The sequence below is a fragment of the Acinetobacter sp. YH12132 genome, from assembly GCF_013418645.1.
Lineage (GTDB): Bacteria > Pseudomonadota > Gammaproteobacteria > Pseudomonadales > Moraxellaceae > Acinetobacter > Acinetobacter indicus.
Genome location: NZ_VPBR01000002.1, coordinates 317,528 through 337,253 on the forward strand (window position 1 = coordinate 317,528; position 19,726 = coordinate 337,253).

The following is a 19,726-nucleotide window of genomic DNA, read 5'->3' on the forward strand; positions in this document are numbered from 1 at the left end:
CATTTTAGCACGGGATTTTGGCTTTCAGTTTGAAATTAAGAGGAAATGGCGAAGTTTTAGATATGTAAACCAACGTAGCGGATTGGTTTCTCATCACTTGAACAGTAATCTGAATGGGCTGAAAACCGGCGTTTCCGGGCTGCTATGAGGGTGATTAACAGCCAAAATAAAACCCTCCGTAGAGGGTGATTGATTTGAGGACGAGTAATCTATCTCGCTTTGGATAGAGAATAGAGAGGTGAACCCTTATCTGAGTTTAGCCAGCCATTCACCCAGCATCTGCACAATTTGCACCAGAATCAGCAGCACAATGACGGTCAGAATCACCACGCTGGTATCAAAACGCTGGTAACCGTAAGAAATCGCCAGATCACCAATCCCGCCGGCACCGACGGCACCGGCCATTGCAGTTGCACCAATCAGGCTGATGGTGGCGGTGGTCAGGTTTAGAATCAGCGAGCTACGTGCTTCCGGCAAAATAAACTTGAAAATAATCTGCAGCGGTGTCGCACCCATGGCTTGTGCTGACTCAATAATCCCTTCATTCACTTCCAGCAATGAGGTTTCCACCAGACGGCCAATATATGGACCGACATAAATGGTCAGCGGGACAATCGCAGCCCAGGTGCCAATTGAGGTACCGACCAGAAACTTGGTTAAAGGAATAACGGCAATTAACAGGATAATAAATGGCAGGGAACGTAGCGCATTTACAATCGGGTTCAGGCCATGATAAATCGCGCGGTTCGGTAAAATACCGCCCGGACGGGTGGCGACCAGGGTAATCCCCTGAATAAAGCCCCAGATACAGCCAAACAGCATGGCAAAAAACACCATGTGGAAAGTTTCTTGTAAGGCTGTGACAAACTGGTCCATCGACAGGGCGCTTTTCCAGAACGGCGCGGTCAGGCTGGTGAGCCACTGGACAATTAAATCTCTCATCCTTGTACTCCTGCTTGTTCAACCTGAACCCCATTTTGTTCGAGGAACTGAAGTGCTTGCTGAATAATGGCCGGGTCCCCTAGCAACTGAATAAACATCTGCCCAATCACCGCGCCATTAATTTCAGTCATGTTGGCAAATAAAATATTCAGGCTTAAATCAAACTGTTTAATTACTGCCTGAATCACGGTTTCCTGCGCCGATTTCCCTAAAAATTTCAGGCAGTAAATACTGTGCTGATTCTGGTTTTCCAGATTGTTTAAAATATTCACCGGTAACTGCTGTTGCAGCACGGTTTGAATAAAATTCTTGGTGGTTGGATGCTGCGGCTGGCTAAAAATGTCCAGGGTAGAACCGGTTTCAATCACCTGGCCATGTTCCATAACGGCCACATAATCACAGACTGATTCAATTACATCCATTTCATGGGTGACCATGACAATGGTAATGCCTTGTTCACGATTAATTTTTTTTAGCAGTTCCAGCACCGATTGCGTGGTTTGCGGATCCAGCGCACTGGTGGCTTCATCACAAAGTAAGATTTTAGGATGATTGGCCAGGGCACGGGCAATCCCGACCCGCTGTTTTTGACCGCCAGACAGCTCATCTGGATAGGCATCTTTTTTATGTTTCAGATCAATAAATTCGAGCAGTTCATTCAGGCGTTTTTCACGCTCTGCCGCTGACCAGCCGAGCAGTTTCATCGGCATTTCAATATTGGCCGCTACGGTTTTGGTTTGCAGCAGGTTAAAGTGCTGGAAAATCATGCCGATATTGGCACGTTCCTGACGCAGCGCCTTGGCACTTAAAGCGGTAAAGTCAGTGTTATTGATGATTACCTGACCTTCATTCGGGCGCTCCAGCAAATTAATCAGACGAATGAGGGTACTTTTTCCTGCACCACTATAACCAATAATTCCAAAGATACTGCCATCTGGAATTTGCAAATTGACCTGATCCAGCGCGCGAATGGTCTGGCCTTTAAGCTGATAATGTTTGGAAATATTCTTAAATTCGATCATAGCGTCAAGAAACTGTACAAAAATGAAAAACAGGCAAAGTACACTTTGCCTGTTTGGTAACTCAGCATTATATGCTTAATTGGTTTCAGTTAAATAGCTGACAGGTTTATTTACCGCAACTTTTGTGCCACCGAAGTTTTGATCTACATACTGTTTCACCGCTTCAGTGTGATAAAGCTCACCGACTTTTTTCAGGATCGGGTCATCTTTACGTGCTTCTGCAACTGCCAATACGTTAACGTTCAGCTTGGTGCTCTGGTCAATTGGTTCGTAGAAGATTGAATCTTTCAGTACGTTTAAACCGCCTTCCATCGCTAGGGTATTGCCTAGCACAATGGCATCCACTTCATCTTTAACACGAACTGCAGTCGCCATTTGAATTGGCTTGATGACAATTGCTTTGGCATTTTCAGTAATGTCATTTGGAGTGCCCGTTGCAGGAGAGAAGCCTGCTTTCAGCTTGATCAGACCTGCAGATTGCAATAACAGCAGGGCACGCGCTTCATTGGCTGCATCATTCGGAATAGCAATGGTCGCGCCGTTCTGGAACTCTTCCACTTTTTTCACTTTGCTTGAGTAAATACCCATTGGCTCAAGATAGGTGGTCGAAACCGGCGCAATCTTCTGCTCATTGTTGGCATTGTAAGCCACCAGATAAGCATAAGACTGGAATGCGTTCACATCAATTTCGTTGTTTGCCACAGCGGTGTTCATTGAAACGTAATCGGTGAAGTTTTTCACTTCCAGCTTGATACCCGCCGCTTCAGTTTCAGGCAAAGTCGCAATATAGCGCCAGATGTCAGCATCGGAACCGGTAGATGCCATGGTGACGGTTTGTACAGTTGCAGCATCAGTTTGTGCGGCGTCAGTTGCCGGCGTTTCCTGTTTTGCACAGCCAGCTAAACCAACAGAAAGACCTAGAACCAGGCCAAGGAACTTTTTCATGTGTCCATCCCAAATAAAGTGAAGCAGCCAAGCTGTTACTTTATTGATAATTTTAAGCGCCGGGATTTCACTTGAGCCGAAAGAGGCGAGATTCAAGTCCATCCAGTGCGCGAATTCGTTTAGGCTTTTAGCTATCTGCTGTATTTTTCAATTGACTTTAAAAGCGCTTAAAGCCATGTAATTGAAAACTTTATTTTTAGAAGATAGCGAAAAAATGGTCTACATCATAACAATAAATTGATATACAAAATAGTGTATAGAAACTAGACCTTTAGCCGTATTCTTTCATAAGTAAAGTTCATAAAATAAGAAAAGAATAAATAAATCAATTTACTATTTTGAATTGAAAGGGCTAAATCTATGAAAAAATCTTATAGATGTTTATATAAAAAATTATCCAATCTAAATCGTAAAAATAGATATAGCACAGATGGGGTAGGATGATAGATCTTTATAACGATTATTTCCTTCAATCCTATGACAATTCTCATCCAGCCTTGAGATTTTTTAATGAGTTTGCAGATAGCTTTGGCGATCAATCTGATAGAGCACATGCATGAGTAAAGGATGATCTGCCGGCACTAGCGGATGCGCAAAGGTTTTGACTTTGCTTAAGCCAATTTTTTGCATGACTTTTTCCGAGGGCGTGTTGAGCACGGTAGTAAAGGAAACTACGTTGTCCAGCTGTAGCTCACGAAAAGCATAATCCAGTACGGCTTTTGAGCCTTCGGTGGCATAACCGTTGTGCCAGTATTGCTTGGCCAGTCGCCAGCCAATTTCAATACATGGGGCAAAGTCATAGTGTTCCAGATGCTGATGTAAGCCAATAAACCCGATAAATTCACTGCTGCTTTTTAGTTCGACAGCAAACAGGCCCCAGCCGTGTGTGGCAATAAAATTTTGGATACGTTGCATAAAAGCCAGACTTTGCTGCTCGGTCAAGGGATTGAGGAAATAGCGCATGACTTCAGGATCGGCACACATTTGGATAAATGGGGATGCATCACTGTCTTGCCATTGGCGGAGGATCAGGCGAGGGGTTTGGAGGTGGATTTTCATGTTAAAATGATTAATAAGCTCTTGATACATCATAAATGCATTTATCAAGAAAAGAATGATAATTTCCGTAATGAGATAAGACATGAAATCCCTTCTCTTGCGCTATATATGGCTCAGGGAGAAGGTGAGGCGGAGGGTTGGCTTCATAATGAAAAATTAAAGCACCTCTCCCTAACCCTCTCCTGAGAGGAGAGGGAAAATTTAGAAGCATAAAAAACCCCGCATTCAGCGGGGTTTTTTTACTTAATCAATCTAAGAGAGAATTAAGCATTTTCACGCGCAATCGCACGGTAACCAATATCTTTACGATATTGAACGCCGTCGAAGGTTACTTTTTGGCAAAGTTCTAAAGCTTTTGCTTGTGCTTCACCAATGGTGTTGCCTAGTGCAGTTACGCAAAGTACACGACCACCAGCAGTGACAATCTCACCATTTTCATTGGCTTTAGTACCGGCATGGAACACTTTGGCATCGGTCATTTCGGTGTTTAGACCAGAAATCACATCGCCATTGCTAGACGTTTCTGGGTAGCCTTTAGATGCTAAAACAATACCGACAGTCTTACGCTCATCCCATTCAGCTTCTGCTGGCAAGTTACCTGCAATACCAGCCTCAACCAGATCAACCAAAGATGATTTTAAACGCATCATGATTGGTTGAGTTTCAGGATCACCGAAACGACAGTTAAACTCGATTACCTTTGGTTGACCTTGTTCATCAATCATCAAGCCAGCGTACAAGAAACCGGTGTATACGTGACCATCTGCTTTCATACCGTCAACGGTTGGGCGCATTACTTCTTTCATCACGCGCTCAAATACGTCTGCAGTCACCACAGGCGCAGGAGAGTAGGCACCCATACCGCCTGTGTTTGGACCTTGGTCGCCTTCAAAAATACGTTTATGGTCTTGAGAAGTGGCCATTGGCAAGATGTTGTCGCCATCAATCATACAAATGAATGATGCTTCTTCACCTGCAAGGAATTCTTCGATGACTACGCGAGAACCGGCATCACCAAATTTGTTGCCTGCCAGCATGTCATCAATGGCTGCAAATGCTTCTTCGTTGGTCATCGCCACGATTACGCCTTTACCTGCAGCAAGACCATCCGCCTTGATCACAATCGGCGCACCATTTTTTTCAACAAAGGCTTTGGCTGCATCAACTTCAGTGAATACGTCATAGAATGCAGTTGGAATGTTGTGGCGTTTTAAGAAATGCTTGGCAAATGCTTTAGAGCCTTCAAGCTGCGCTGCAAACTGGGTTGGACCCCAGATTTTTAAACCTGCTTCACGGCAAGCATCCACCACACCATTGACCAGCGGTGCTTCAGGACCAACCACGATTAAATCTACCGCATTGTTTTTTGCAAAGTCGATAATCGCCGCATTGTCTAAAATGCTTAAATTGATGTTTTCACATTTAGCTTCGGTTGCTGTACCTGCGTTGCCTGGTGCAACAAAAACTTTAGCAACTTTTTCATCTTGTGCGATTTTCCATGCCAATGCATGTTCACGACCGCCATTACCCAAAACTAAAATGTTCATTTAAAAAATCCCTCAAAATTGAATCCCTCCCAACCTCCCTTTAAGAAAGGGAGGGGAATCGCGAAAAACACTGTTCTCTTACGCGAAAAGTCCCCCTTTTTACAAAGGGGGATTTAGGGGGATGATTAAATACGACTTCTAATTAATTTAGTTAATTAGTGACGGAAGTGACGCATGCCAGTGAACACCATGGCAATACCAGCTTCGTCAGCTGCTGCAATGGTTTCTTCATCACGCATAGAACCACCCGGCTGGATAATGCATTTGATCCCTGCTTTCGCAGCGTTATCAATACCATCACGGAACGGGAAGAATGCGTCAGATGCCATCACTGCACCTTCAACCACGAGGCCTGCATGTTCAGCTTTAATTGCTGCAATACGCGCAGAGTTTACACGGCTCATTTGGCCTGCGCCCACACCGATGGTTTGACGGTTTTTCGCATACACAATCGCGTTAGACTTCACGTATTTCGCCACTTTCCAGGCAAAGATCATGTCGTCAATTTCTTGCTCGGTTGGAGCACGTTTGGTCACCACTTTAAGATCATCTTTGGTGATCATGCCCAAGTCTTGGTCTTGCACCAGCAAACCACCGTTGACACGTTTGTAGTCCATTTGTGGCGCACGTTCGTCAATTGCTGGTAATTCGCCACAGACCAGTACACGTACGTTTTTCTTCGCGCCAGTCACGTCCAAAACACCTTCAGCAACGCTTGGTGCAATAATCACTTCAACGAATTGACGGTCAACAATGGCTTGTGCAGTTGCAACGTCTAATTCACGGTTGAATGCAATGATGCCACCGAATGCAGATTCAGGATCGGTTGCATAAGCCAAGTCGTAAGCCGCTTGAATGCCGTCTAAAGATACCGCAACACCACATGGGTTGGCGTGTTTTACGATCACACAAGCAGGTTTCGCGAATGATTTCACGCATTCAAGCGCAGCATCAGTGTCGGCGATGTTGTTATAAGAAAGTTCTTTACCTTGCAGCTGTTTAGCTGTTGAAACAGATGCTTCAGTTGCCGCTGGGTCTACATAGAATGCAGCCGATTGATGCGGGTTTTCACCGTAACGTAAATCTTGTGCTTTGTTCAATTGTGTATTGAACGTACGCGCAAATTTGTCTGCTTCGCCTTGTTCTTTACCTACGCGAGCGCCTAAGTAAGATGCGATCATGCCGTCGTATTGTGCAGTATGTTCAAATGCTTTCACTGCCAGGTCAAAACGGGTTGCGTATGACAGGCTGCCTTCAGCTTTAAGCTCGGCAATAACAGTCGCATAGTCAGATGCGTTGACGACGATACCGACAGACGCATGGTTTTTCGCCGCAGCACGAACCATGGTTGGACCACCGATGTCGATGTTTTCAATCGCATCTGGCAGGGTGCAGTCAGGTTTTGCAACCGTTGCTGCAAATGGATAAAGGTTCACTACCACCAAATCGATTGCATCGATGTTGTGTTCTGCCATTACAGCTTCGTCTAGACCGCGACGAGCCAGAATGCCGCCATGAATTTTAGGATGTAAAGTTTTTACACGACCATCCATCATTTCTGGAAAACCGGTGTGCTCTGAAACTTCAACTACAGCGATATTGTTGTCTTTAAGCAACTTATATGTACCGCCTGTAGATAAAATTTCTACCCCAAGAGCCACTAGATTTTGTGCAAATTCAACAATTCCAGTTTTGTCAGAAACAGAGATTAAAGCGCGTTTAATAGTCATGATTTTCGTCACAGTTATCAAAAAACAGATTAAAACATTAGCAAAATGCGGTTAAAAAAAATGCCCACGAAAGCCGCGAGCATTTTATCATTTATTCACTCATTAAACCGTGAGCTTTTAACTTTTTACGTAAAGTACCACGGTTTAAGCCTAGAATCTCGGCAGCACGTGTCTGGTTACCACGTGTATATTCTAGAACTACAGATAAAAGAGGTTTCTCCATTTCTGCTAGCACCATGTCATACACCTGAGAAGGTTGCTCGCCTTGCAATTGAGCAAAGTAATGGCGAACTGCGCGATCAACGTGGATACGAAGAGCGACATCAGATTGTGCAGTAAAAATAGGAGATTTGCTATTCATGCGAATTAATCCGAAAAATCAGATATCACTTGGGTAAAGTGATATATAAATGTGGTCTATAAATAAATGAACCCCGTTTTAGATCCTAAAACGAGAGTTCTAAAACTGGAACATTTAGCTTGCCACAACTCACAGCGCTGGTCGAAAAATAAGCGTAACAATAGATTAATAATTGTTACAGACCAAAAATCGAAACGAAAAAACCTGCTCAATACGCGTTATTGAAAATAAGGCGCATTCTGCGAGTTTCTATTTGTTTTGAATTACTGAGGAGTATGCAGCACTAAGCTTACGTGGCGCGTATCATACCATTGTCTTAGAAAAAGTGAGCAAGAAAACTGCACTTTTTTTACATTTTTTTTTAATTTTTAAGGCTTGATAATTTCTAAATTATAGGTATCAAAGCTTTTTCGGGTCACTGGCAGCTGAATTTCAAACTTGAAGGGGGTGTTTTTCGGAATCCGCTCAATGCTGGCCAGACTTTTAATTAAATACTCTTTCGGTTCGAGTACATAGGACGCCACTTCTTCATTATCATCTTTTAAGGTGATTTTCAGTTTTGGCAATACCAAACTCTTGTCATGAAAATTGATCAGCTCGCCGGAGAACAGGGTATGTTCATGGTCATAGCGTTTCACCCGCACGCGGTTAATTGAAATCAGGCTGTACTGCTTTTCAAAGGTTTCACAGTTAAACAGCTGGCAGACCCCGTTAAAAGCCACAGTCAGGGCAGGGCTGTTGTTCATGAATTTCGGGTTAAACCACAGAATCTGGAAAATCAGCAAACCGACCAGACTAAAATTGACAATGCCCCATAGCGTATAATAGCCCGCACCATGTTTTTTGCGTTCTTGCTGCAGCTCATTTTCAGACAGATTCATCGAGGGAATACTGGCAATCGGTTCGGTGCTGAAATAATTCAGATTGTTTAAGTAGGTCTTTAAATCAATATTGGAATGTTCAACCTTACGGTCAAAAATATCCAGCAGATGGGTTTCATGTGTGTCGTCAAAAGCCAGACCATGATCGGCCAGAACCGGCGAACTGACCTGTCCACCAGTAAAACCGTTGTATTCGAGCTGGGTTGGCGCAGGCTTTGGCTGCACCAGATGCGAGAGTGCATTAAAGGTAGAGGCACATTTGGGACAGCAAACCATGCCCTGAGCCACTGTAAGCTGTGCAACAGAAACTTTATAGGTGGTTAAACACTCGGGGCACTTGGTCTGCTTTTCACTCATAAGATCTATAGAGGTTGATTAATGCGGCTGGCGCTTCCCGGAAATTCGGCACCAGTTTTCTTCACGTTTTTCGACCTCTAATATATCAAAAAATTCAGAATAAACACTAGAAACTTCAGCAACTTGCTCTTCGATTACACCTGCAAGTGCGAACTCTCCCTCAGATTTGGTTAAAGTTGCGAATTCAGGCGCAAGCATCATTAACGGGCCAGCCAGAATGTTGGCAACCAATACATCGGCTTTCTGATCTTTTAAGGTTTCATTAAACTCTTCAGGCAGACCGACAAACAGACGATCCAGTACGCCATTCAATTCAGCATTTTGCTGGGTGGCTAAAACCGCCTGCGGGTCAATATCAGTGGCATAGACTTTTTTCGCACCTAAAAGTAGGGCAGCAACACCTAAAATGCCAGAACCGCAACCATAGTCGATGACGATTTTATCTTTAACATCGGTTTTACCTAACCATTGCAGGCACAGGAACGTTGAGGCATGGTTACCGGTACCAAAGGCCAGACCCGGATCCAGTTTAATATTCACCGCATCTGCTTCAGGGGGTTCCAGCCATTCCGGTACAATCCAGAATTTTTCAGCAATCTGGATTGGCTCGTAATAATCCATCCATGAGCGTTCCCAGACCTGATCTTCCAGGAATTCGCTACGCATTGGTGCATCTGGCAGTTGAGTGCGAATGAAAGTTTCCAGCGCAGCCACATCAATTTCTTCGTTTTCGTCCTGTGCATAAATACCGGTCACAATCACCTTGTTCCACAGCGGTGTTTCGCCTGGAAGTGGTTCAAGCAAGTCCTGATTTTCAGCATCATCCAGCGTTACACTCACGGCGCCAAGTGAGCTGAGTAATGTTTCAGTAAAGTCGACTTGAGCTTGATCAACAGTAATATGTATTTGTAACCACTTCACAGGAATAACCTAATTTGTTTTTTCAAAAGGATATTGTAGCGGAAGGCAATCGGTTTCGCCTACCAATGTACAAAATAAAAAGGATGCCAGCGCGACATCCTTGGGTGAAAAAAGTACTTAACTGTTTGCCACCACAGGCTTGGGTTCGGCAATCGGCACAAAGCGGTTTAATAACATGCCAAAGATGGCGGCGAAGATATACATGAAAATAGAATAGACTGCCGCCGGCATGGCCACGGTTGAACTGGCCATAACGGTTAAGGCAATGGTCATGGCAAGCGTGCTGTTATGAATCCCGATTTCAAAGGCACTGGCGCGGGCCTGGGCGCTATTAATCCCAAACAGGCGTGGGACGAAGTAACCAATCACCAGACTGGAAATACAGAACAGTGCGGTAGCCAGGCCAATATCACCAATATAATTCAGGATATTGTGTCGCTCCTGCACAATGGCCCCAATGATAATTAAAATCAGAAAGATCACTGCAAAAATCCGTAAGGGCTTGTTCAGTTTCTCGGTCAGTCGCGGGGCATAATGACGAATTAACATGCCAATAATCACCGGCACAATAATAATCCCGAATACCTGCAAGATTTTACTGAATTGCAGGCCAATGCTTTGGTCAGCCTGTAAAAAGTGGGCAATTGCGAAATTGACGATAATGGGTAAGGTCAGTGCTGCAATCACCGAGTTAATTGCGGTTAAGGTAATGTTGAGCGCCAGATCGCCCTTAAATAAATAACTGAACAGGTTGGCGGTACTGCCACCCGGCGAAGCAGCCAGCAGCATCATGCCGACGGCCAGTAACGGCGGTAGTGCCAGAATTTTACATAATAAAAAGGCAATCCCGACCAGCAATACCAGCTGGCAAAATAGTGCGACCAGGACTGCTTTGGGGTGTTTGGTAACGCGTGCGAAATCTTTGGGCGTGAGTTCCAGCCCCAGCCCAACCATAATAATGGCCAGCGCCAAGGGCAGCATAACGGTAATAATGCCTGAATCCATATGACCTTCCTGTCAAATTTATCCTTGTGAGAAAAGACAGTTGCTTCATGCAAAATATCTTTTACTGTTTATTCAAATTACTCTATGACTTTCTGTTTTACCGAATTTAACGGCATTCGTCTAGCCAGTAAATGTCCAAAGATCAAGGCAAACATATACATGAAGATGGTGTAAATGGCGGCAGGAATGGCAATCTGGGTGCTTTGTAGTACCGACAGTGCCAGGGTTAAAGACAGCGCGGTGTTATGAATACTCATAAAGAAACCGCAGGAGCGCGCCTGCTGTTCGGAAATGTCCATCAGCTGTGGCAGCACATAACCGGCCACCAGACTGACAAAAGCATACAGGGCGGTGGCCAGTCCAACCTGTTCCATATACTGCCCCAGTTGATAGCGCTCCTGAAAGAGCGCGAAAAAGAACAGGGCAAAAATAAAATATACCGACATGCGCCGAATCGGTTTACTCAGCCGTTTGGCCAGCTCTGGAAAAGACGAGCGAATGGCCATTCCCAGACAGACTGGTACTAAAATTAGCAGGAAGGTATAGGCAATCCGCTCAATTGGCATGTTGATTTCGGTCTGATCGGCCATGAAATAGCGCATGGCAATACTAATCACAAAAGGCAGGGTTAAAATGGCCATCACCGAATTGATGGCGACCACAACAATATTTAAAGCCACATCGCCTTTATAGACATAGCTGAACAGGGCAGAGGTGGAACCACTAGGGGTAGCTGACAGCAACATTAACCCCACTGCCAGCAAAGGAGGTAGTTCTAAAAACAGGCAGAGAATAAATGCCAGTCCAACCAGCAAGACCTGCCGGGTAAACAAGGCAATAAAAATGACTTTCGGTTGCTGATTGACCCGAATAAAATCTTTAGGGCTGAGTAGCAAGCCCAAACCCATCATTAATACCGCCAAGGTTAGCGGTAGAAAGAAGGTAAAAATGCCGCTTTGCATGGCATCATCCTATTTAATTCTTATTTTCCCCAGTTTCAGTGTAATTGAGTTGAGTTTTAAATCAACCATAAAAATAATAAAAACAGCCATTTACTTGGTAATAAATGGCTGTTTTCTTGATTGAGTTCACATATTTTGGCTAGATGTGAATCGGGTTGGAGTTTACATTTGAGCAGGACGCGGCGGGGTAAATCCAAGGGCACATTTACCACGAACTTCTGCACCGGAAATGGTTGCCGTGGTTGCATTCATGTCTTGGCCACAGGTGGTATACAGTGCAGCTTCATCACCGTGAATATCGAGTTTTCTGTCTGCCGGGAAGAACTGTGGCTGGCAGGTACCGTTCCAGATAATGCCACGATAGGCAAAGCTGACCGCAGCACCTTGAGATTTGCCTTTACAGACATTCTGATAGCGCTGTGAATCGTACACTTTTTCAACTTTGTCATTTGCCTGTACAGCTGCAAATGGAGATAAACATAAACCGCAGAGGATGGATGAGAGGAGTATCTTCTTATTCATAATTCGTACCTGTGCTTGTTTGTAATGAGTACATGATTTAGGATAAAAAATAATCAAAATAAAACAACCTATATCTGGTTAATTTTTAATATGAAATGTTTTTATTTGCGGTATATCTGCAACGTTCATTTACATTGCCAGCCAATCAATCAGGTGAAAAACCACGAGAAAATCCAAATAAAATTGACTTAATCTGTCAACTTATACGCCGGCTTTTGCTATAATATTCTGTCATTTCTTTTTATCTCTCAATTTACCACTATGCATTATCCTAAAGTTTACGATGTCATTGTTATCGGCGGCGGTCACGCGGGTACGGAAGCGGCTTTGGCTGCGGCGCGTATGGGCCGACAAACCTTGCTCTTAACTCATAACATTGAGACTTTGGGGCAGATGAGCTGTAACCCGGCCATTGGTGGTATTGGTAAATCGCATCTGGTGCGTGAAATTGATGCCTTGGGCGGTGCGATGGCGCTGGCTGCCGATAAAGGCGGGATTCAATTCCGTATTCTGAACTCGCGTAAAGGTGCTGCAGTGCGTGCCACACGTGCACAGGCTGATCGGGTTCGCTATAAAGCTGCCATTCGTGAGACTTTGGAAAACCAGGCCAATTTGGATATTTTCCAGCAAGCGGCGGATGACCTGATTGTAGAAGGCGATACCGTTAAAGGTGTGGTCACCCAAATGGGCATTCGCTTTGATGCCAAAACGGTAGTATTGACTGCCGGGACCTTCCTGGGTGGTGTGATTCACGTCGGTCTGGAAAAATCCAGCGGTGGTCGTGCCGGTGATCCGCCCTCTATTTCTCTGGCACACCGTTTACGTGAATTGCAGCTGCCGGTGGGCCGTTTAAAAACCGGGACTCCACCGCGTATTGATGCACGTTCAGTTGATTTTTCGGTGATGACGCCGCAGCCGGGTGATTTCCCGTCTCCAGTGATGTCATTTATGGGCGATGCGTCGATGCATCCTGAACAGGTTAACTGTTATATCACCCATACCAATGAAAAAACCCATGACATTATTCGTGGTGGTTTGGATCGTTCGCCAATGTATACCGGCGTGATTGAAGGGGTAGGTCCACGTTACTGTCCTTCGATTGAAGATAAAATTCACCGTTTTGCCGACAAAGATTCGCATCAAGTGTTTTTGGAGCCTGAAGGCTTAGATACCCACGAGCTGTATCCAAACGGGATTTCAACGTCACTGCCATTCGACGTGCAGTTTGAACTGGTGCGCTCAATCCGCGGTATGGAAAATGCGCATATTCTGCGTCCGGGTTATGCGATTGAATATGATTACTTTAACCCGCAAGCGTTGAAATTCACTTTGGAAACCAAAGCGATTAATAACCTGTACTTTGCTGGTCAAATCAACGGTACCACCGGTTATGAAGAAGCGGGTGCGCAGGGTTTACTTGCGGGCTTGAACGCTGCACGCCGTGCCTGGGATCAGGAACAGTGGACACCAAAACGTGATGAAGCGTATATGGGCGTACTGGTTGATGACCTGATTACCTTGGGAACCAAAGAACCGTACCGTATGTTCACCTCACGTGCTGAATACCGTTTAATGCTGCGTGAAGACAATGCGGATCAGCGTTTAACTGCAATTGGTCGTGAACTGGGTCTGGTGGATGATGCACGCTGGAATGCTTACTGTGAAAAAATGGATGCAGTTGAGCGTGAGAAAGGCCGTTTACAGCACTTGTGGGCTGCGCCAAATAACCCGATGGGTAAAAAATTCGTTGAAATGACGGGTGCAGACCTTTCTAAAGAGTGTTCTGCAATTGACCTACTAAAACGTCCAAACATCACTTTTGCGCAAATTGCCGAACTGACTGGTTCAGAAGTGTCGCAGCAAGTCGGTGACCAGATTGAAATTGCGGTGAAATACGAAGGGTATATCAACCGTCAGCATGAAGATGTAGCGCAGATGAAACGTCTGGAAGAAACCAAAATCCCGGCTGATTTTGATTATGACGGCGTATCCGGTCTGTCGCGTGAAATCACCATGAAGCTGAAACAGGTATTGCCGGAAACTCTAGCGCAGGCCAGCCGTATTCCGGGCGTGACCCCTGCGGCGGTACAGCTGGTGATGATCACCATCCGTAAAAATGCCCAAGCCCGTAAATCTGCTTAAAAGATCCTAATTTGTGAGAAAGCCCGCGGTTGAGATCGCGGGCTTTTTTATGTGCTGAATAAATAAAGTGGAAATTGAGTTTAAGAAAAAAACAGATTTAAGCTGCAGATCTTATGATTTCACAGATGATGTTGGAAGCGTTACAGTCATCTTATCCAAACAGAGAGGAGTACACGATGACCTTAAAAACCATTCGTTATAATACGGCTGAATTGGCATGCTAACAGTAATCGCATCCTGTTCAACTTCCCTAAAAATCAGCAGCGATAACAAAAAAATTGAAAAAATGATAAGCAAATGTTAGGTCCCGGACTTGGGACCTTTTTTATTCATTGACTTGATGCACAGCGTCAGACACTTCTGCCGGTTCAATCTGTACCAGTTTTTTGCCAAAACTGCGCAGCCACCACACCAGTTGCGAGGTAAATGGTACATTGGAAATGACCTGATACAAGCCATTGTCCAGCTGGATAATCTGCTGGTCTTTGCTTAAACGGGTTTCTTCAAAATAATGCGCATCGGCTTCTGACATGGTCAGTTTCAACTCGATATTTTCAGTCGGCTTGCTGTAATCGACTCTAAAGCCCAGCGCGCCGGATTCAATATAGGCATCAATATCAAAATTAACCGGATGCAGGGCGCGGGAATTTAATACCTCCGCCGATTTAAAGCGATGCAGGGCAAAGGTCTGAATATCGGTTTTGTCGTGTCGGGTGCAAATCAGATAAATCACTGCACCTTTTTGTACCAGCGCCAGCGGATTCAGAATATAGGTCTTTTCTTCCGAAGCGGTGGTACGTGGATGGTAAACACATTCCAGCTGTTTATCCTGCAATAAGCCTTCATAAATGGCCTGTTGTGCGCTTTTATCGACCACTGGCGGAATCAGCGGCTGAATGGCCGGCACAATCCGCACCCGGTTAATCCACTGGCGGACATTGTTCTGGGTCGACAGGCTGCGCCGTGCCAGATCAAACCACGGAGTCATTTCCTCAATCAGGCTAGGTGGTAACAGATGTTTGAGATGTTCTTCCACCATCATAAAGGTGACTGCCTGTGAGCTGGTCATGTGCGGCAGGCTTTGTAGCGGTGCATCGGAGCGCCAGCGCCAGCCTTGCGGGACGGTGCCATTATTTTCAATCGGGAAGCGCTGCGAAATCTGGTTTAAATCACGCTGGATGGTACGTAGGCTGATATCAATGCCTTCACGTTGCAGAATTTCCTGTAATTCACGGGTGCCCATCCATTTTCCGGTAGAAAGGCGGGACAGGATTTGCCACTGGCGATAGAGGCTATTGGACGTTTCTTTTTCTTGTGTCGACATATTGGAATCAGCGCTGAGATAAATATTGGAGAGTACATGGCTATAGTCCACACAATAAGAAATGTCATGCTTTTTGGCAAGTGGCAGGCACGAGGTCTGGCGATAAATTGATACAAGATGAAGCAAAATAAGATTTGTTTTATCTGTACAGATCGGCGATAAAGAAAGAGTGAATGCTAAGTCACAATTATTGGCACTGGAATTGCTTATATAAAATTAGAAAGGATAACAATGATGAGGTTTGTATGCTGAAAGAAAATCAAGATACAAATTCAATAGATACAATAACATCAGACCATCTTTTAGAGCGGGTGCAGGTCTCGGTGACCGATATTTCGCTGCCGCAGCAAAAATCATCTGTATTATTCGAACAATTGAAATCTGAATTTTTTAATGAATTGTCGGGCGAACAGAGCCTTGCCGATAGTGCCGCGCAGAAAATCGAACAATGGCTGACCCAGCACAGTTTAGAAGAACTGACAGCACTGAATGATGCCGCCAAAGCACATTTTCTGTATCAGGGAATTACCTTTACCGTGTATGGCGATCAGGAAGGCACCGAGCGCACCATTCCTTTTGATATTATTCCGCGAGTTATGGCCCGGCAGCAATGGAATACAGTGGCCTTGGGCTGTGCCCAGCGTACCCGGGCGCTAAATCTGTTTTTACATGATATTTATCATCAACAGGATATTCTAAAAGCCGGTATCGTACCGGAACTGCAGGTGCTGACCCACGAAGCCTATCAGCCACATATGCTTGGTCATGGTCTGAAGGGTAAGGTCTATAGTCAGATTAGTGGCATTGACATTATTCGTGATCAGCACGGTGAATTTTTTGTGCTGGAAGACAATTTAAGAACGCCATCGGGTGTGTCTTATATGCTGGAAAGCCGTAAGATTAGCCAGAAACTGATTCCCCAGCTGTATCAGCAGAATAATATTCAGGGCATCGAGCATTATCCGCAGCTTTTAAAAGAAATTCTGGCCGAAAATGCCTATGTCGATCAGCCTTTTATTGTGGTGCTGACACCGGGGCGCTATAACAGTGCCTATTATGAACATGCATTTTTAGCCCGTGAGATGGGTGTACCTTTGGTAACATCGAGTGACCTGTTTGTATTAAATGACAAGGTTTATGTGAAAACGGTGCGGGGCAAACAGCAGGTTGATGTAATTTATCGCAGGGTAGATGATGCATTTTTAGACCCGCTCTGTTTCAGACCGGACAGCACCCTGGGTGTGCCGGGCCTGATGTCGGCCTATTTACAGCATCACGTCGTCATCGCCAATGCGCCGGGTACCGGGGTGGCCGATGACAAATCCATTTATCCTTATGTCGATAAAATGATTCATTTCTATTTGGGTGAACAACCAATCTTAAATAATGTCCCGACCTATCAATGCCGCGAAGCAGATGATCTGGCCTATGTGCTGGAACATCTGGAACAGTTGGTGGTGAAAGAAGCACAAGGTTCAGGTGGATATGGCATGCTGATTGGTCCTCAAGCCTCCGAGGAGCAACTGGCCGAGTTTAAAATGAAAATTCTGGCCGCACCGCAAGCCTACATTGCCCAGCCGACCCTGAATCTGTCGGTGAGTCCGACCTTAACCGAACAGGGCATTGCCGAACGGCATATTGATTTACGTCCTTTTGTGCTCAGCTCGCCTTATCGTACTGAAATTGTTCCCGGTGGCTTAACCCGTGTGGCCATGCAGGCCGGTTCGCTGGTGGTCAATTCATCTCAAGGTGGTGGCATTAAAGATACCTGGGTGGTTGATCCCTTACATTCATAACAACTCCCAAGGAGAATCATGTGATTTTACTGAGTCGTAATGCACAGCAGATTTTCTGGTTGGGTCGTTATTTGACCCGCATCCAGTATTTATGCAGTCAGTTTCCATTTAAATATAATGATGATGCCTTGCAGTATGCACACGCCTTCTGTTTGCCAGCCTTTGATGCGGCATCTTTAAATGAGCTGATTCTAAATCCGGAACAGCCCGCCTCTTTTCATCAGCAGTTTCAGTATGCCAAAGATAATATTCAGGATTTACGCGGGGTCTTGTCGGCACATGCCTATGCCGAATTAAACCAGTACATTAAAAATGCCAAAGAAAATCCAGCCTATATCTGTGATGTAGTTGGAGATTGTCATGAAGTCTTAGAAGCTGAAGCATCTGATATTTTCCTGTTCTTTAAACTGGGCCAGCATCTCGAGCAACTGGACCGGCAATTGCGCTTAAAGCAGGATATTCAGGGCACGGTCTATTATATTGAAGTGGTGGTGGGATTATTGACCCAAGCCGGCTGGGATTCTTTATCCGAAATCTGGATGAAGCTGAAGCAGCAGCCCGACAGCATGCATTTTTACCAGTTTAGTGACCATATCCAGCAACTGTTCGAGGCCGATGCATGAGGCTCATGATTAATCACCAGACCCATTATCATTATTCGGCACCGGCCTGTAACAGTATTCAATATATTAAAATGACCCCGCCGAACAATGCCCATCAACAGGTTCATCATTGGGCGATTAGTGTGCCAGGGGAATCCGAGATTAAACAGGATGCTTTTCAGAATATCTGGATGACCAGCACCCAGCGCTTTAGCTATCAAAGTCTGAGTATTATGGCGCAGGGCATTGTCGAGTTGCGTCCGCAGATGCGATGGGGCCTGCAAGATCAGCTGAATCCCTATCTATTTTTACAACCAACAGCCAGCACGCTGTGCAGCCCTGAAATGCAGTGTTTTGCACGGCAGTATGTGTTGCAGGTGAATCGTGACAACCTGATCCGTTTGTCAGAAGCGATTTTAAGCCATATGCCATACCGTCCGGCCCAAACTTCGGTGCAGACCACCGCCATTGAAGCCTTTCAGGCCAAACAGGGCGTCTGTCAGGACCATGCCCATGTGCTGATTGCCATGTGTAAATCTTTAGGCATCCCGGCACGTTATGTTTCCGGTTATTTATATAGCAGCAACAGTTCACATCTTGCCAGCCATGCCTGGGTAGAGGTATTTTTAGAACAGCACTGGTACTGTTTTGATGTCAGCAATCTGGCTTTTCAGCCAGACTCGCATGTCTATCTGGCCGTCGGGCGGGATTATTGGGATGTGGCGCCGGTCCGTGGCGTAAGAGAAAAAGGCGGCATCGAGCACATGCAGACCATGGTGCAGGTTCTGGCCTGCTAAGTAATGGATGACAATTAAAAGGATAAAGCTATGACGTATTGCTGTGCGCTGCGTTTAAAAGATGGTCTGGTGTTTATTAGTGATTCGCGTACCAATGCCGGGGTCGATCACATTTCGGTATTTCGCAAGCTGTATACCTTTGGCGTGGAAGGTGAGCGCCTGATTACCATTCAGACCTCGGGCAACCTGGCGACCACGCAGGCAGTCATCGGGCATTTAAAAAATCATCTGACTTTAAACCAGGAACCGCATTTATATAGTGTCAAAACCATGTTTGAAGTGGCAGAATTGGTGGGTTGTTTGCTGAAAAAAGTCATTCAGGATGTTACCGACGATAAAGACGAGCAGCATAATTATTATTGCAATTTGCTGGTGGGCGGGCAGATTAAAGGCGAGCCGATGCAGCTGTATCATATTTATCCGCAAGGCAATTTTATTTGCGCCACGCGTGATACGCCGTTTTTCCAGATTGGAGAAAGCAAATATGGCAAACCAATTCTTGACCGGGCCTTACGCTATGATATGTCGCTGGAAGATGCCTTACGCTGCGGCCTGATTTCTTTTGATTCCACTTTACGTTCCAATGTGTCCGTGGGTATGCCACTGGACTGTATGGTTTATCATAAAGACAGCCTGCATATTCCTTTGGGCAAACGTATTTGCGAAGAAGACCCGTACTTTGAATATATCAGCAAGCAGTGGTCCGATACCTTAAGACGCGGGTTGCAGGAATTGCCGGTGCCAACCGAAGATTATTTGACTTAAAAGCTCAGTCCCTTTATTTTAATCAAGTTTTCCTTGAATGATAAAT

Annotated in this window: 18 protein-coding genes; 5 read left to right on the forward strand and 13 right to left on the reverse strand. The window is 45.2% G+C overall.

Going from position 1 to position 19,726, the window contains the following annotated elements; all coding sequences use genetic code 11:
* Positions 1 to 246 precede the first annotated feature (246 nt).
* The 12 genes from FTU67_RS03645 to FTU67_RS03700 form a co-directional block, all read right to left on the reverse strand.
* Entirely contained in the window at positions 247 to 942 is a 696-nt protein-coding gene (locus FTU67_RS03645; protein WP_005178793.1) for a methionine ABC transporter permease, read from the reverse strand.
* Positions 939 to 1,964 carry a methionine ABC transporter ATP-binding protein gene (locus FTU67_RS03650; protein ID WP_075174374.1) on the reverse strand — a complete coding sequence of 342 codons (1,026 nt, stop codon included), beginning with the start codon at positions 1,962 to 1,964 and terminating at the stop codon, positions 939 to 941. The genes FTU67_RS03645 and FTU67_RS03650 overlap by 4 nt, the downstream gene beginning before the upstream one ends.
* Positions 1,965 to 2,039: 75 nt before the next feature.
* Positions 2,040 to 2,909, reverse strand: a complete 870-nt coding sequence (locus FTU67_RS03655) for a MetQ/NlpA family ABC transporter substrate-binding protein (RefSeq protein WP_075166892.1) — start codon at positions 2,907 to 2,909, stop codon at positions 2,040 to 2,042.
* Between the two features lie 507 nt (positions 2,910 to 3,416).
* Positions 3,417 to 3,968, reverse strand: coding sequence for a GNAT family N-acetyltransferase (locus FTU67_RS03660; RefSeq protein WP_180061417.1), 552 nt, complete (start codon positions 3,966 to 3,968; stop codon positions 3,417 to 3,419).
* Between the two features lie 263 nt (positions 3,969 to 4,231).
* Positions 4,232 to 5,515: a phosphoribosylamine--glycine ligase gene (purD, locus tag FTU67_RS03665; RefSeq protein WP_016659107.1), complete on the reverse strand. Its 1,284-nt coding sequence runs from the start codon at positions 5,513 to 5,515 to the stop codon at positions 4,232 to 4,234.
* Between the two features lie 155 nt (positions 5,516 to 5,670).
* Positions 5,671 to 7,245 carry a bifunctional phosphoribosylaminoimidazolecarboxamide formyltransferase/IMP cyclohydrolase gene (purH, locus tag FTU67_RS03670; RefSeq protein ID WP_005178775.1) on the reverse strand — a complete coding sequence of 525 codons (1,575 nt, stop codon included), beginning with the start codon at positions 7,243 to 7,245 and terminating at the stop codon, positions 5,671 to 5,673.
* 91 nt (positions 7,246 to 7,336) lie between these two features.
* A complete protein-coding gene (gene fis, locus FTU67_RS03675; protein ID WP_001086304.1) occupies positions 7,337 to 7,606 on the reverse strand; it encodes a DNA-binding transcriptional regulator Fis in 270 nt (89 codons plus the stop codon).
* Positions 7,607 to 7,974: 368 nt separating this feature from the next.
* Positions 7,975 to 8,844, reverse strand: coding sequence for a DUF3426 domain-containing protein (locus FTU67_RS03680; protein WP_104491618.1), 870 nt, complete (start codon positions 8,842 to 8,844; stop codon positions 7,975 to 7,977).
* Between the two features lie 18 nt (positions 8,845 to 8,862).
* The gene (gene prmA / locus FTU67_RS03685; RefSeq protein ID WP_005178769.1) at positions 8,863 to 9,765 is read right to left on the reverse strand and encodes a 50S ribosomal protein L11 methyltransferase; all 903 of its coding nucleotides are present in this window, start codon (positions 9,763 to 9,765) and stop codon (positions 8,863 to 8,865) included.
* Positions 9,766 to 9,882: 117 nt separating this feature from the next.
* Complete coding sequence (locus FTU67_RS03690) at positions 9,883 to 10,770, reverse strand: bile acid:sodium symporter family protein (protein WP_016659105.1); 888 nt, start codon at positions 10,768 to 10,770, stop codon at positions 9,883 to 9,885.
* Positions 10,771 to 10,847: 77 nt separating this feature from the next.
* The gene (locus FTU67_RS03695) at positions 10,848 to 11,732 is read right to left on the reverse strand and encodes a bile acid:sodium symporter family protein (RefSeq protein WP_156189179.1); all 885 of its coding nucleotides are present in this window, start codon (positions 11,730 to 11,732) and stop codon (positions 10,848 to 10,850) included.
* Positions 11,733 to 11,894: 162 nt separating this feature from the next.
* Positions 11,895 to 12,254 (reverse strand): hypothetical protein, encoded by a 360-nt coding sequence (locus FTU67_RS03700; RefSeq protein ID WP_005178766.1) that lies wholly within the window; start codon positions 12,252 to 12,254, stop codon positions 11,895 to 11,897.
* A 261-nt stretch (positions 12,255 to 12,515) separates the two neighbouring features.
* Between FTU67_RS03700 and mnmG the strand changes: the two genes are divergently transcribed.
* Positions 12,516 to 14,396: a tRNA uridine-5-carboxymethylaminomethyl(34) synthesis enzyme MnmG gene (gene mnmG, locus FTU67_RS03705; protein ID WP_016659103.1), complete on the forward strand. Its 1,881-nt coding sequence runs from the start codon at positions 12,516 to 12,518 to the stop codon at positions 14,394 to 14,396.
* Between the two features lie 325 nt (positions 14,397 to 14,721).
* Here the strand turns inward: mnmG and FTU67_RS03710 are convergent, their stop codons facing one another.
* The gene (locus FTU67_RS03710; RefSeq protein ID WP_016659102.1) at positions 14,722 to 15,720 is read right to left on the reverse strand and encodes a YafY family protein; all 999 of its coding nucleotides are present in this window, start codon (positions 15,718 to 15,720) and stop codon (positions 14,722 to 14,724) included.
* Positions 15,721 to 15,965: 245 nt separating this feature from the next.
* Between FTU67_RS03710 and FTU67_RS03715 the strand changes: the two genes are divergently transcribed.
* Genes FTU67_RS03715 through FTU67_RS03730 form a run of 4 tightly spaced genes read left to right on the forward strand, consistent with a single transcriptional unit; the run spans position 15,966 to position 19,680 of the window.
* Positions 15,966 to 17,516 (forward strand): circularly permuted type 2 ATP-grasp protein, encoded by a 1,551-nt coding sequence (locus tag FTU67_RS03715; protein ID WP_016659101.1) that lies wholly within the window; start codon positions 15,966 to 15,968, stop codon positions 17,514 to 17,516.
* Positions 17,517 to 17,536: 20 nt separating this feature from the next.
* On the forward strand, positions 17,537 to 18,139 hold the full coding sequence (locus FTU67_RS03720; protein ID WP_045794921.1) for an alpha-E domain-containing protein: 603 nt from the start codon (positions 17,537 to 17,539) through the stop codon (positions 18,137 to 18,139).
* Positions 18,136 to 18,915, forward strand: a complete 780-nt coding sequence (locus FTU67_RS03725) for a transglutaminase family protein (RefSeq protein WP_005178754.1) — start codon at positions 18,136 to 18,138, stop codon at positions 18,913 to 18,915. Before FTU67_RS03720 ends, FTU67_RS03725 begins: the two co-directional genes overlap by 4 nt.
* Before the next feature lie 30 nt (positions 18,916 to 18,945).
* Complete coding sequence (locus FTU67_RS03730) at positions 18,946 to 19,680, forward strand: proteasome-type protease (protein ID WP_005178750.1); 735 nt, start codon at positions 18,946 to 18,948, stop codon at positions 19,678 to 19,680.
* Positions 19,681 to 19,726: the final 46 nt, after the last annotated feature.